Origin of the sequence: Niastella vici, assembly GCF_002077945.1 — a bacterium.
GTDB classification, from domain to species: Bacteria; Bacteroidota; Bacteroidia; order Chitinophagales; family Chitinophagaceae; genus Niastella; species Niastella vici.
The window spans coordinates 188,914-202,878 of the sequence record NZ_LVYD01000058.1; the positions used below are offsets into that span (position 1 = coordinate 188,914).

At 45.7% G+C, this 13,965-nt stretch carries 13 protein-coding genes; 3 read left to right on the top strand and 10 right to left on the bottom strand.

Annotation, left to right across the window (positions count from 1 at the left end):
• Nucleotides 1–15: 15 nt before the first annotated feature.
• The 4 genes from A3860_RS24900 to A3860_RS24915 form a co-directional block, all read right to left on the bottom strand.
• Nucleotides 16–174 carry a cytochrome C oxidase Cbb3 gene (locus tag A3860_RS24900; protein ID WP_081151134.1) on the bottom strand — a complete coding sequence of 53 codons (159 nt, stop codon included), beginning with the start codon at nt 172–174 and terminating at the stop codon, nt 16–18.
• A gap of 5 nt (nt 175–179) precedes the next feature.
• Nucleotides 180–2,294, bottom strand: a complete 2,115-nt coding sequence (gene ccoN / locus A3860_RS24905) for a cytochrome-c oxidase, cbb3-type subunit I (RefSeq protein ID WP_081151137.1) — start codon at nt 2,292–2,294, stop codon at nt 180–182.
• Between the two features lie 41 nt (nt 2,295–2,335).
• Complete coding sequence (gene ccoS / locus A3860_RS24910) at nt 2,336–2,503, bottom strand: cbb3-type cytochrome oxidase assembly protein CcoS (RefSeq protein ID WP_081151139.1); 168 nt, start codon at nt 2,501–2,503, stop codon at nt 2,336–2,338.
• Nucleotides 2,504–2,691: 188 nt separating this feature from the next.
• Nucleotides 2,692–5,088: a heavy metal translocating P-type ATPase gene (locus tag A3860_RS24915; protein ID WP_081151142.1), complete on the bottom strand. Its 2,397-nt coding sequence runs from the start codon at nt 5,086–5,088 to the stop codon at nt 2,692–2,694.
• 138 nt (nt 5,089–5,226) lie between these two features.
• Between A3860_RS24915 and A3860_RS24920 the strand changes: the two genes are divergently transcribed.
• On the top strand, nt 5,227–6,285 hold the full coding sequence (locus A3860_RS24920) for a response regulator (protein ID WP_081151145.1): 1,059 nt from the start codon (nt 5,227–5,229) through the stop codon (nt 6,283–6,285).
• Between the two features lie 21 nt (nt 6,286–6,306).
• Here A3860_RS24920 and A3860_RS24925 read toward each other — a convergent pair whose 3' ends face one another.
• The 5 genes from A3860_RS24925 to A3860_RS24945 form a co-directional block, all read right to left on the bottom strand.
• A complete protein-coding gene (locus A3860_RS24925; RefSeq protein ID WP_081151147.1) occupies nt 6,307–6,735 on the bottom strand; it encodes a hypothetical protein in 429 nt (142 codons plus the stop codon).
• 296 nt (nt 6,736–7,031) lie between these two features.
• Nucleotides 7,032–7,433, bottom strand: a complete 402-nt coding sequence (locus A3860_RS24930; RefSeq protein WP_081152271.1) for an RNA-binding S4 domain-containing protein — start codon at nt 7,431–7,433, stop codon at nt 7,032–7,034.
• An 88-nt stretch (nt 7,434–7,521) separates the two neighbouring features.
• Nucleotides 7,522–8,883: a dipeptidase gene (locus A3860_RS24935; RefSeq protein WP_081152273.1), complete on the bottom strand. Its 1,362-nt coding sequence runs from the start codon at nt 8,881–8,883 to the stop codon at nt 7,522–7,524.
• Nucleotides 8,884–8,956: 73 nt separating this feature from the next.
• Entirely contained in the window at nt 8,957–9,940 is a 984-nt protein-coding gene (locus A3860_RS24940; protein ID WP_081151149.1) for a cation diffusion facilitator family transporter, read from the bottom strand.
• A gap of 99 nt (nt 9,941–10,039) precedes the next feature.
• Nucleotides 10,040–11,533 (bottom strand): LptF/LptG family permease, encoded by a 1,494-nt coding sequence (locus tag A3860_RS24945; protein ID WP_081151152.1) that lies wholly within the window; start codon nt 11,531–11,533, stop codon nt 10,040–10,042.
• 75 nt (nt 11,534–11,608) lie between these two features.
• Here A3860_RS24945 and A3860_RS24950 point away from each other — a divergent pair, with 75 nt between their 5' ends.
• Nucleotides 11,609–12,217 carry a hypothetical protein gene (locus A3860_RS24950; protein WP_081151154.1) on the top strand — a complete coding sequence of 203 codons (609 nt, stop codon included), beginning with the start codon at nt 11,609–11,611 and terminating at the stop codon, nt 12,215–12,217.
• Here A3860_RS24950 and A3860_RS24955 read toward each other — a convergent pair.
• Complete coding sequence (locus A3860_RS24955) at nt 12,214–12,594, bottom strand: START-like domain-containing protein (protein WP_081151157.1); 381 nt, start codon at nt 12,592–12,594, stop codon at nt 12,214–12,216. The two genes, A3860_RS24950 and A3860_RS24955, sit on opposite strands and share 4 nt — an antisense overlap.
• A 329-nt stretch (nt 12,595–12,923) precedes the next feature.
• On the opposite strand from A3860_RS24955, the gene A3860_RS24960 reads away from it, so the two are divergent.
• Entirely contained in the window at nt 12,924–13,793 is an 870-nt protein-coding gene (locus A3860_RS24960) for a sigma-70 family RNA polymerase sigma factor (protein ID WP_081152274.1), read from the top strand.
• Nucleotides 13,794–13,965: the final 172 nt, after the last annotated feature.

Genomic DNA, 13,965 nt, shown 5'->3' on the forward strand with positions numbered 1-13,965 from the left:
TTTTTAGGTTCTTGTTTAGTCTAATGGAATACGGCTGATTTCATGGATCCTGTTCTTATCGGTTTTTATCACCCAGATCAACATGACCAAAAAGAACAAACCGAAAATGGTGAAGGAGATCAACGGATAAATGCTTACACCGGTTATCTTTTCTAAATAATGTATAAACTTCATGGTGTTTATTGTTTAGCGGTTGCTTTAATATCTTTTCCCAGCCGTTGCAGGTACGAGATCAGTGCTACGATCTCTGCATCTTTGGGCGTTTCTATTTTATCCATCTTCAGGCTCAGCCTGATACCATTGGCCTGAGTTAACAGGTCTTTGTTTGCCACCTGGTCGTAACCAGCGGGGTAGGGCACCCCCAGTTTTTGCATAGCCCTTATCTTGGCTGGTGTGGAGGCGGTATCGATCTTGTTATCGAGCAGCCAGCTGTACGATGGCATAATAGAACCGGGCGACATAATGCGGGGGTCCATCATATGGTTATAATGCCAGCTGTCGGGATATTTACCACCTTCACGCGCCAGATCGGGTCCGGTTCTTTTTGAACCCCACTGAAATGGGTGATCGTATACGAATTCACCGGCTTTGGAATATTCGCCATAGCGCGCTACTTCATCGCGGAAGGGGCGTATCATTTGGGAGTGACAGGTATAACAACCTTCGCGCACATAAATATCACGGCCCTGCAGTTCAAGTGGGGTATAAGGTTGTACACTGGCAATGGTGGGTATATTGCTTTTTACCAGGAAAGTGGGAACCATTTCAACAGCACCGCCAATAGCTACTACGATCAGGCTGAACACCAACAGGGTCATAGGCTTTTTCTCTATCCAGCGATGCCAGTGTTCTTTTACAGGAGCAGCATGTTTTTCCAGCGGTGCGGCTTCTGCTGCTTCGTTGGCAATGAATTTACCTTTCTTAATGGTTTTATAAAGATTGAATACCATCAGGAAGGCGCCTATCAGGTATAAGCTACCGCCAATGCTGCGGGTAATGTACATGGGAATAATGTGCGTAACGGTTTCAAGGAACTGGAATTTCAATTGCCCTTCTTCCGTAAACGTCTTCCACATTTGAGCCTGGGTAAATCCGGCCCAGTATAACGGTACTGCATATATTACGATGCCAATGGTGCCCAGCCAGAAGTGATTGGTGGCAAGTTTTTTTGAATGCAATGAAGTGCCCCACATACGTGGTATGAGCCAGTACAGCATACCAAAGGCCATAAAGCCGTTCCAGCCCAGCCCGCCAATGTGTACGTGAGCGATCGTCCAGTCGGTGAAGTGTGAAATGGCATTTACGTTTTTCAGCGACATCATGGGGCCTTCGAACGTAGCCATGCCATAACAGGTAACCGCCACTACAAAGAATTTCAGCACAGGTTCTTCGCGCACTTTATCCCAGGCGCCGCGCAAGGTGAACAACCCGTTCAGCATACCTCCCCAACTGGGTAACAACAGCATGATGCTGAAAACGGTGCCGAGCGATTGCGCCCAATCGGGCAAGGCTGTATATAACAGGTGGTGCGGACCAGCCCAGATATAAATAAAGATCAGCGCCCAGAAGTGAATGATAGAAAGCCTGTACGAATATACCGGTCTGTTAGCCGCTTTGGGCAGAAAATAATACATGAGACCCAGAATAGGTGTGGTAAGGAAAAATGCCACGGCATTGTGGCCATACCACCATTGCACCAGGGCATCCTGCACTCCGGCGTACCAGCTATAACTTTTGAATAATGAAACAGGTATTTCAAATGAGTTTACAATATGCAACAGGGCTACGGTTACCCAGGTAGCTATGTAGAACCAGATGGCTACATACAGGTGGCGTTCCCTTCTTTTTATAATGGTTCCAAACAAATTGATACCAAAAACGACCCATACCAGCGTAATGGCAATATCGATAGGCCATTCCAGTTCGGCATATTCCTTTCCGGTGGTGTAACCCAGTAACAGGGTGATGGCCGCGGCCACAATAATGCTCTGCCAGCCCCAGAAGTGGATCTTGCTTAATTTGTCGCTGAACATGCGTGCTTTACACAGACGTTGCAGCGAGTAATAAACACCGGTGAAAATACAGTTGCCTACAAATGCAAAGATCACTGCATTGGTATGTACGGGACGTAACCGGCCAAAGGTGGTAGGGGCAAAGTTTAGCGCAGCGCCCGGTGCGTAAAATTGGATAGCCACCCATAAACCGGCCACCATACCCACAATACCCCAAAGCGCCGTGGCATAGGCGAATTGTTTTACGATCTTGTTGTCATAATGAAACTGCTCTACTTGCATATTGGTATATTCTGATTTGAAAATATTGATAGGGTGATTGTTTATTGATCGGTGTTGGTTGGCTTTGCCGGAGGATTGTCGAACAGGATACGCTGTGGCGGCGAAAATTCATCATCAAATTGCCCATTGCGTACACTCCAGATAAAAGCGGCCAGAAAAATGGCTGCTACTGATATACTTGCGATCAACAAAATGACTATTGCGCTCATAAAGACGGTTGTTTGATACCTGTACAAAAATATTTGCGTGGGGATAGTAGTTTAATGACATGCCTCAGCGTGAAGACTGATTCTAATCATAAAGCCATCCCGAAAATTATTGGAATGGCTTATGATTATGAAAAAAGCAATATTCTAAGTATGAGGTGGGGCCTTTTTTGAAAAGGCTCACCTTGATTTTAACAGCGCAGCAGCTTCGCGGCTATATTGCTGGAACCGAAGGTCACCAGCAGAATGCTGAGCGAACTGGCAGGCATCAGGATGGCTGCGATCAGGGGCGACAGCACGCCCTGTACGGCAAAGCTGAGCCCAACGATATTATACACGATGGAAAGAACAAAACTGGCAATTACGATCTGTTTATTGGCTTTACAAAGGCGAATGAAGCGGTTCAGGCTACTCAATTCCCGGGCATCCATAATGGCATCGCTGGCGGGGGTGAAGTTGTTGCAATCATCGGTAATGGCAATACCCACATTGCTTTGTTTCAATGCGCCGGCATCATTGAGGCCATCGCCGATCATCATTACCCGTTCACCTCTTTGCTGCAGCTTTTGGATGTATTGCAATTTGTCGGCGGGTTGCTGGTTGAACAGCAGTGCAGCTTCTGGCCCCATTATGCGTTGCAGGGTGCTGTGTTCGGTAGCATGATCGCCCGAAAGCACAGATAATTTATAATGTGCAGCCAGCGACTGCACCAATGGCGCCACCGATTCGCGGTAATGATTTTGCAGGGAGAAATGACCGTATATTTTATCATCGATGGCAATAAATACTTTTGAACCGTTATCGCCTGTACCGGAAATACCTGAAATAAAGCGTTGTGAACCGAGTGAGATCCAGTCTTTCCCCACCATACCTTCAATGCCTTTGCCGGGTATTTCGCGGAATTCTTCAATGGGCAGGCGTTTCAGTTTGCCGAAATGGGCTGTAATGGCGCGGCTGAGCGGGTGATTCGATGCAGCGGCCAGGCTGGCAATGGCCTGTTGCTGCTGTTTGCTCAATTCAACACCTTCGTATACGATCTCTTTTTGATTGGTGGCTGTTAATGTACCTGTTTTATCAAAAACAATATGGGTAATGCCGGCCATGTCTTCAATGGTTTGCGCGCTGCGCAAATAAAATTTATTGCGGCCCAGAATGCGCAGGATATTACCATTGGTAAATGTATTGGAAAGCAGCAAGGCGCATGGACAGGCCACTATGAGCACGGCTGTGATCACATTCCATACTTTGTGGCTGTCGGTAAATGCCCAGTAGGTGGCTGCTATGGCGGCAATGGTAAATAATATCCAGGTGAAGTACCGGCTCAGCAGGTGCACAAAAGAAACGCTTTTGGTTTCATTGTTCTTTTTAAAGGTATCGGCCGACCATAACCGCGTTAAATAGCTTTGCGCCACTTCTTTTATAACCAGTATTTCCATGGCGCCGCCGGTTTGTTTGCCACCGGCGTAAACCATTTCGCCCATTTCTTTATTTACAGGTATTGATTCGCCGGTAACAAAGCTGTAATCGATACAGGCTTTTCCGCGGGTGCAAATGCCATCGGCAGGTATCAGCTCATTGCTGTGAATGAGCAGGGTGTCGCCTGCTTTTATTTCAGGCAATGATATGGGCGTTTCTATTCCATCTTTCACCAGCGTTGCCGCCACGGGAAAATAGGAGGTGAAATCGCGTTCAAAGGATAATTGCTGATAGGTTTTATCCTGCAGTACGCGGCCAATAAGCATAAAGAAAACAATACCGGTCATGGAATCAAAATAACCGGCTCCGGTTCCGCTCAATACTTCATACAGGCTGCGCGAAAAGGTTACGATGATGGCCAGTGCAATGGGCGCATCGATATTCAGGAATTTATGCCGCAGGCCTTTCCAGCCGCTTTCATAAAAAGGGAAGGCGCTGTAAAAGAAAACGGGCAATGCCAGCAAAACATTCAACCAGCGGAAAATGCCCTGCAATTGTATGTCGGCAGCTTCCAGTCCGAAGTATTCGGGGAAGCTCAGCAGCATAATATTGGCAAAACAAAAACCGGCTACGCCCAGCTGGTAGATGAGGCTTTTTTTAGCCCCGGGTTTATGGTGTTGCAGACTTTGTAAACTAATATAGGGTTCGTACCCGATGCTGGTCAGCAGTTCGGCCAGTTTTTGCAGGGAATGGGTATGGTGGTCGAAAACGATGCTCACTTCTTTACGGGTGAAATTCACCGTGGCGCTAATAACGGCCGGCTGCAGGTGGTGCAGGTTCTCGAGCAGGTACAGGCATGAGCTGCAATGGATCTGCGGCAGGTAAAACGTAATGTGGGTTTGTTGTTCGTTGCTGAAAGAGATCAGTTGCCGCTGAATTACGGCATCTTCCAGGAAGGCGAACTTGTCTTTACGAACGGGTATCCGCTGGGTAAGGCCGGGGTTTTCGTTGAGGTCGTAATAATTGCATAACCCGCTTTTATTCAATAATTGATATACCAGTTTGCAGCCTTCGCAGCAAAAATGTTTATCTTCAGCCGTAATGTTGGTGGTTGAGCAAACCTCGCCGCAATGAAAGCATACCAGTTGATTGTGTACTGTGGCTGAAGACATAGGTAAAATTTTTAAGCAACGAAAGTAAAATGGCATTGGGCGGGGGTAAATGATGATCATCAGCGGGGGGTATGATCTTTATCAAGAATTAAAAAATATACCTTTGTATTAATATTGAATCTTAACAATTTGTATAATATGAGCAGGATACTTGTTATAGACGATAATACTGACATCAGGGAAAATACGGCTGAAATTTTGTCGCTGGCCGGGTACGATACCCATACGGCAGAAAATGGCAAAAAAGGGGTGGAAGCGGCTATTAAAGAAAAGCCCGACCTGATCGTTTGCGATATCATGATGCCCGAGCTCGACGGGTACGGCGTGTTGCACATGCTGAAAAAGAATCCTGAAACCGAACATATTCCTTTTATATTCCTTACTGCCAAGGCCGAGCGCAGCGATTTTCGCAAGGGAATGGAAATGGGTGCCGATGATTATATCACCAAACCCTTTGATGATCTTGAATTACTGAAGGCGGTGGAGATCAGGTTGCAGAAACTGAATATTCTGCAAGCCCAGTACGAAGCAGGGGAGAAGGGCGCCGGCAAATTAATGAAGGACCTCAGCGGCAGCGGGTTAATATTTCCCGATCCTGAAAAATATGGCAGCGAAACCTATATGAAAAAACAGGTGCTGTACAGCGAGGGCAAACATGCCCGTTTCCTGTATTTTCTGAAAAGTGGTAAGATCAAAACCTTCAAGATACACGAAGACGGCAAGGAATATATTACCAATTTGTACGGAGCCGATGAATACATTGGTCATGTGGCACTGCTCGAAAACCAGCCTTATTCCGATACGGCGGAAGTGCTCGAAAATGCGGAAGTGATCGCCATTCCCAAAGACACGTTTACACAGGCTGTGTATAACGATATCTCGATCGCCTCCAAGTTCATCAAGCTTATTACCAATGATGTAAAGGAGAAGGAAGAACGCTTGTTGCGGCTGGCTTATGATTCGCTGCGCAAACGGGTTGCCAAAGCCCTCATAGATGTGCACCAGAAGTTCAATAAAGAGAAAAAAGATCCTGCGCTGATCGAGATCTCGCGGGAAGATTTTGCCCAATATATCGGCACCGCTACCGAGTCGGTGATCCGCACCCTGAGCGATTTCAAATCAGAAAAACTGATCGAGATCAAAGAAGGAAAAATAAAGATCTTAAACCTTGAAAAGTTGAATAACCTCCTGTTTTAAGTTCAGGAACCTATGGCCGGTTTACGGATTCGGGTCCCTGTTCAATTCATAATCAGGGTTATTATTGTTCTCTGTGTGGTGCCTGCCAACGGTTATTTCGCGGCCGTGTTCGTTCTGTTGTTTCAGCGTCCAGTAATCGGTAATGGTGGTTTCGAGCCACAGGTTGCCTGAACGGCGGAATACCTGGGCGGCCAAACCAAAATGCTCCATCAGGGCAGTCTCAAATTCTGTGACCGTCATAGCATCGTTAAAGTCCAGCTGGCCATTGTCTTTTTTCGAGTACCAGGCATTTTTTACCGGTTGTGTGGCGGGTATCAGTTTATTTAATGGATACCTGTCACGGCGAACCTGCCCGTTTTTGAAAAACTCTATTTTTAAAAAGGGATAAACAGCGCAAAAGTCCTTCTGTATATCGCTAATCAATCGGTCTCCGTTTATTTCCAAATACATACAGAATAGTTTTAAATGTAAAGAATCTCTGACACAAAACTATACTGTACGGGAGCGAAAGAAAATGATCAAAAGGCCCCGGGGTGCTGATTTTGGTCAGGTGGGAGCGGGGCCGGTTACCGGTTTCAGGTTACCGGTTATTAAATTGAGTCTTTACTGGTTTTAAGTATCCGTTGCAGGTTTCAGGATTCAGGTTGCAGGGCCGAATGCGTTGTATTCCCCTGTAACCCCGCCGTGCGGGGCAAGCTCTGCAACTTGTAACATGTAACTGGTACCTTACATCCGGTAAGCAATTACTAATCCATAAATTCATCTAAATCACGCCGTTCTTTCTTCGTGGGCCGGCCAACTTTGCTCAGGCGTTTACCGGTATGGAAGCTCGAGGCCTGACGCTGCAGTTGAAGGCGTTCCAGCTCTTCTGCAGGGGTAATATCAACATAAAATTTGATGGCTTCGCTATAAGCTACGCGGCTGTGCAAAAGACCGGTAACTTTTATGCGCCAGAGGCGGCCTTCCGTTCTCACATCATATTCATCGCCCACATGCACCTGTTTGGCTGCTTTTATCTGGCTGCCCTCCTGTTTAACTTTTCCGCTATCGCACGCTGCTGCAGCCAGTGAGCGTGTTTTAAATAAACGAATTGACCACAGGTATTTATCCAGTCGAAGTTTTTCTGATTTTTCAGTATTGCTGCTCATTGTTCCTCGTTTTTCTATTGTTTCAAAGTTAAAAAAATCCCGGCTGTTTTTGCAGCCGGGATCCCACATAAAACTTATATGATAACGGCTACGAGGCAAAATATTTATGGAAGTATGGAATGGTCTCGATGCCTTTATAGAAATTCACCAGGTCGAATTTTTCATTGGGCGAATGCAGGTTATCGCTATCGAGCCCAAAACCCATAAACACTATTTTTACACCCAGTTCTTTTTCGAGAATAGAACAAATGGGAATACTGCCGCCACCACGTACAGGGATAGGTTTTTTGTTAAAGGTGGTTTCTATAGCCTTTGCCGCCGACTGATAGGCTTTTGAATCAATAGGTGTCATGTAGGGCTCGCCACCATGCAGGTTATACGCATTTACTTCAACACCGGCTGGGGCTATTTTCCTGAAATATTGCAACAGCATTTCGGTGATCTTTTCAGATGACTGGTTGGGCACCAACCGGGCCGAGATCTTTGCATAGGCCTTTGATGGCAATACGGTTTTGGCGCCTTCGCCGGTATAACCGCCCCAAATGCCGTTTATTTCGAGGGTAGGCCGTATACCGGTGCGTTCATTGGTGGTATATCCTTTTTCGCCCCACAGTTCTTTTACGCCGAGGTCGTTTTTGTATTCGGTTTCACTATATGGCGCTTCGGCCATTAATTTTCTTTCTTCGGCTGTTGATTCTACCACATCATCATAAAAATTGGGAATGGTGATGTGATTATTGGCATCGTGACAGCTGGCGATCATTTGGGCAAGTATGGTAATGGGGTTGGCCACTGCACCGCCATATACCCCGCTGTGCAGGTCGCGGTTGGCGCCTGTTACTTCAACCTGTATATAAGCCAGTCCGCGCACGCCAATATCGATGGAGGGTGTATCCATGCTGATCATAGAACTGTCGCTGATGAGGATCACATCGCATTTCAGCAGGTCTTTATGAGCGGCTACGAAATTGGCCAGGTTGGGCGAACCCACTTCTTCTTCGCCTTCGATCAGGAACTTGATATTGTTCTGCAGCGAATTGGTCTTTGATAATATTTCAAGGGCTTTTACATGCATATAGAATTGCCCTTTGTCATCGGCGGAACCGCGGGCGTAAATTCGGCCGTCTTTGATCACCGGCTCAAACGGACCGCTGTGCCAGAGGTTCAATGGGTCGGGCGGCTGCACATCATAATGCCCATATACCAGTACGGTTGGTTTGGAGGGATCAACGATCTTTTCGGCATACACTGCAGGGTGACCGGCAGTGTCATATACTTTGGCTGTATCGGCGCCGGCTTCCAGCAAACGTTGTTGTACTTTTTCAGCACATTTTCTCATATCATTCTTGTGGTCGCTGTTGGCGCTCACAGAAGGGATGCGTAACAATTCCAGTAATTCATCCAGGAAGCGATCTTTGTTCTTCTCCTGGTATTCTTTCCAGGCTTGCATAATCATGAGTTTATTTGTTAATAAGAGGGAGTAAGATTTAGCGAATATATGTTTTTATTGATTGCAGGGTTCGCTACAAACTGTGTTTCTTGTCTTTCAACACATTCTCCAAAGTCCACTCAACCCGTTTTTCAAAGGGGCGTTTGCGAACGGTGCAATCGGTCTTATTGCAAATACTACACGAAAAATCGAGACAGGGATCGGTATGTACGAACATTTCGAATGCGGTTCCGAATTCATTTTTGATGAGCTTGCCCAGTTCTTCCACTTCTTTATGCGCTTCCACAACATTCAGGTACCAGGGCACGGTGAGGTGGCAGTCAATATGGAACTGGCCGCCATACTTTATTACGCGCAGGTTGTGCAGATCGATCCAGTTGGTGCGGCGGTTGGCATTGAGCACGGCCAGCATTTTCAGCAGCAGTTCTTTATCGGCTTCATCCATTATGCCGGCCAGGGAGTGGCGCAGAATATGGTAACCGGTATACATGATGATAAACGCAAAAATGATGGCGGTAACACTATCGAGCCAGGCGAGGTTGGTAAATTTTATCAGTGCCAGGCCCAGTATAATACCGAGCGTGCTGTAGGTGTCTGACTGCAGGTGTTTGCCGCTGGCCACCAGGGCAAGGGAATTGTTCTTCTTTCCCTTTTGAATGCTGATAAACCCTACAGCAAAATTGATCACGGCTGTAATGGCTACCAGTATAATACCTTTGTCGAGCTGTTGCAGAGGTTGCGGGTAAATAAAATGCAGAACAGATTGATAAACGATTACGAGCCCCGCTACAATGATGAGGGTGCCTTCAACGGCGGCCGATAAAAATTCAGCTTTACCATGACCGTAAGGGTGGTTTTCATCACGGGGTTTGGCAGCTACATACAAACTGTACAAACCAATAAAACCAGCGATCACGTTTACGGTACTTTCGAGCGCATCGGTTAAGATGGCCACTGAGCGGGTTACCCAGAATGCCGCTATTTTGATGATGAACAGCAGTACGGCTACTGTTACCACCAACTTCTGTATTCGAAGATTTTCCCTGCCTGAGTTCAATGCCAGTTATTTGGGGCGAAGGTAGGTTTTCAACCCGCAATGAGCAAAGCCAATGCGTATTAAAGCATGATTAAGATTGCCGGGAAATTTTAACCCGCCCTAACTCGCTGGCGCCGCCTGCTTTTCGGGCGCTTTATTCTTCCCCATCATCTTGCGCACAGCCCTGAATATGCGATAGTAAAATTCTTTATTAAATAGTTGTGAATCGTGTAAGGCTTTGTAGATAAGGAAAAGACCTATGGGAAACAGCACGGCTGTGGCCAGCCACATACCGGCTACCGGTTGTAGTACATCTTCCTTCACGAACTTCTTACCAAAATTGTTCAGCAAAAAGAAGATCACAAAGAACACCACGGCAAAAACCACCGGGGTACCAATACCCCCTTTACGTACAATGGAACCCAATGGCGCGCCTATCAGGAACAATACCAGCACGGCGATCGACATCGTGATTTTTTCGTGGTAGGTCATCAGGGTTACGCGATATTCTTTTCTTTTGCCGTCATAATCCCAGGAGGGGCCTTCGATGGTTGCTTTTATGGAATTGGCATAAGAAATACTTTGATCGATCACTTGTGTTCGTACAGCAGCAGGTATTTTATCTGTCTTCAAAATTTTCAAACTGTCGGGCAGCAGGTCAAGAAACTTAGCGCCTTTTTTTACTGGTGCAACTTTTACATCTATCCAACCGGTATCGAGGTATTTTGAAAACAGCAGATACCCCTGTAATTCGCGCTGGTCGCGTTCTTTGAATTTACCAAGGCTTTTTGCCAGCGAATCGGCGTTTTTGCTAAGCTGCCAGTTGTTTAACATTTCAGAACGGTCGCGGTAGGTACTATCGGCTGTTGGGTCAAGGATCAGCGTGCTGAGGTCGAGCACTTTTTTGTATTCTTTAAAACCCAGTCGGATGAAATCGGTGTTGCCGCCATAACGGTTACCGCGTTCTTCATAACGCCAGCCGTTGTACAGGGTGAACTCAAGGGCCCGTTTATCGGACGAAAGGCGCATGATGCCTTTTTCGGCGGCTACAATATTGTCCTGCGGGCCGCCGGGGTTGTTTTCATAAATGATCACATTATGTAAAATGGAATCCTTTTCTTTTTTCGACACCTTAATGGCATATTCGGGAATAGTGGTATAGAATACGCCTTCCTTGAGATCGAAAGCCGGTTTTTTATTTACCAGATCGTAGTGCAGGGTTTTCATTTTCAGGTTGGCTACCGGAATTACATAGTTGTTGAACAGGAAAGCCAGGCCTGAGAGAAATATGGCCACTACGGTGAGCGGAAGCATGAAGCGTAATAACCCAATACCGGCCGATTTAATGGCCACCAGTTCAAAGGTTTCGCCCAGGTTACCAAAGGTCATGATGGAAGATAACAGAATGGCCAGCGGAAGGGCCAGCGGCACCAGGGTAGCGCTGAGGTATACGATCAGGCGCAGCATGGTAAATGTATCGATACCCTTACCAACAAAATCATCGATCCACAGCCAGAAGAACTGTAATATCAATACGAACAGGGTAAGGAAAAAGGTTGCGATGAACGGGCCGATGAACGATCGCAAAACCAGTATGTCGAGTTTCTTTATCACGGATTTAAGTTATTTAGTTCGTCAATGGTCCGCAATCCATAATTTAACAACAAGCTTCTACTGTATCTTTATTCTATGGACGTCGCAAAAATACAGCTTTCAGCAGAGGAATTATCGCTGGTACAAAATGCCGGCTGGCTTTTAACAAAGAATACAATTATAGAAAAAGTTTTTGCTTTGTTTGGCGATATTGCCCATGAAATGCGCGCCGGTTTTACGGCCAGGCAATCGCTTCCGGAGGAAGTGCTGGTGCCATCGCCAAAGATCTCGAAAGGGGAGAATTACCGGGGATTGCCCTGGGTAATGCTCGATTACCCCCGATTGTTTAACCGGCAGGATACTTTTGCCATCCGCACACTATTCTGGTGGGGAAATTTTTTCAGTGTGACGCTGCATTTGAAAGGCCAGTATAAACAACAATACCAGCAAACCCTGCTTAACAACTTACCATTACTGGCAAAGCATACCTTTTACCTGTGTGTAAGTGGAGATGAATGGCGTCATGAATTTAATGAAGACAATTATACGCCGCTTACCCAGTTGAATGCTTCCGATGTAGAAAGAATTCTGCTGGCTAATGATTTTTGTAAGCTATCCGCCAAAATTTCACTTCCTCAATGGAATCACTCAAAGGAATTATTGATTGATCTGTACGAAACAATTATAACCGCTACAGGTCATTAATTACCGAGCCGGTGAAACAGGTCTTTTACCTGATATGCCCACAACTGACTCTGGTCTTTAACTTCTCCTTTTTCTGCAAAGTCTTTGATCACAAGGATGGTCTGATTCGTAACTTCTGATTTCTCAATTCTGAATTCGAAATATTCATCCTTGGGTGCATGCAACCAATGAAACCTAATAAATTTTTCTTCTTCACTCTCCATTACCTCTGCCTTGTCTGTAGTTCCGTTCCAGGAAAAACTAAAAACGCTGTCCCTTTCGTCTACTTTATCGGCAAACCACTCCTGCAAACCTGCAGGCGTACTTAAGAATTCGTATAAAATGGAAGGAGAACATCTTACCGGATACTCTAACGTAAATATGTGTTTCTTACTCATCTAACCCTTGTATTGATCTTTTTTGAAAATACCAATGGTGCAATTATAGAAAAATAATGCTACCCTCAAAATTTTTTTTTGGCTAAATCGCGTAAAAAGAGCTAAAAATGAATAAATAAGCAAAAAAAATTCATATATCTGACTGTCAGTAGATTACGAATATTTTTGAGGAAAATAGGATAATTGGCTATATTAGGTGGATAAAGTTTTTACGGTTTTTTAAGAACAAAATGCTTGTTCATATAACAAATAGGACAGGTATTTCGTTTTTTCTAAACCATTGACCGTTAAAAACCTAAAAAACCCTTTAAAATGACCTACCTATGAGTATGCGGCAACTCAAGATCACGAAATCAATTACGAATCGTGAGTCTCAGAGCCTTGAAAAATACTTGCAGGAGATCGGAAAAGTTGAATTGATCAGTCCCGAAGAAGAAGTGAAACTCGCGGGTTTGATCAAGCAAGGAAACCAGGCAGCCCTTGACAAACTAACGAAAGCGAATTTAAGGTTCGTCGTATCCGTAGCCAAGCAGTATCAGAATCAAGGCCTCTCTTTACCAGACCTCATCAATGAGGGTAATTTGGGTCTCATTAAAGCAGCGCAGCGTTTTGATGAAACCCGTGGTTTTAAGTTCATTTCTTACGCCGTATGGTGGATCCGCCAAAGCATTCTTCAGGCATTAGCCGAACAATCGCGTATTGTAAGGCTCCCATTGAACAAAGTAGGGTTAACAAACAAGATCCAGAAAGCATTTTCGCAACTGGAACAGGAGTTTGAACGGGAACCCTCGCCCGAAGAACTGGCCGAATTGCTGGAGCTGGAGACCGATGAGGTATCAGCTACCCTGGGCATTGCAGCCCGGCATGTAAGCATGGATACGCCACTGTCTGAAGGGGAAGACAATACCCTGATAGACGTGTTGGAAAATCACAATGCCGAGCGGGCAGAAACCAACATTGAGCACAAAGAGTCGCTCAAACAGGAGATCGAGCGCTCGATGAAAATGCTTACCGAACGTCAAAAAGAAGTGATCTGCTATTTCTTTGGTCTTGGAGTCGATCATCCCATGAGTCTGGAAGATATCGGCGAGAAATTCAATCTCACCCGCGAGCGGGTTCGCCAGATCAAGGACAAAGCAATTACGAAACTGCGCACCAATTCACGTTCCAAGGCCCTGCGGGGATTTTTGGGCGTTTAACCTTAAAAAATTATAGCCGGCAAAAGAAACTTTACACAACAAAATTTACTTACTGTAAATTTGCAGTCCTTAAGTGAATATAACTTACCTTATATTCACTTTTTTGTTTTTGTATGAGGTAGGCGTGCCACGGTTTATTCCCCTGGCGGGGGTAACCGTGGCACGCCTGTCA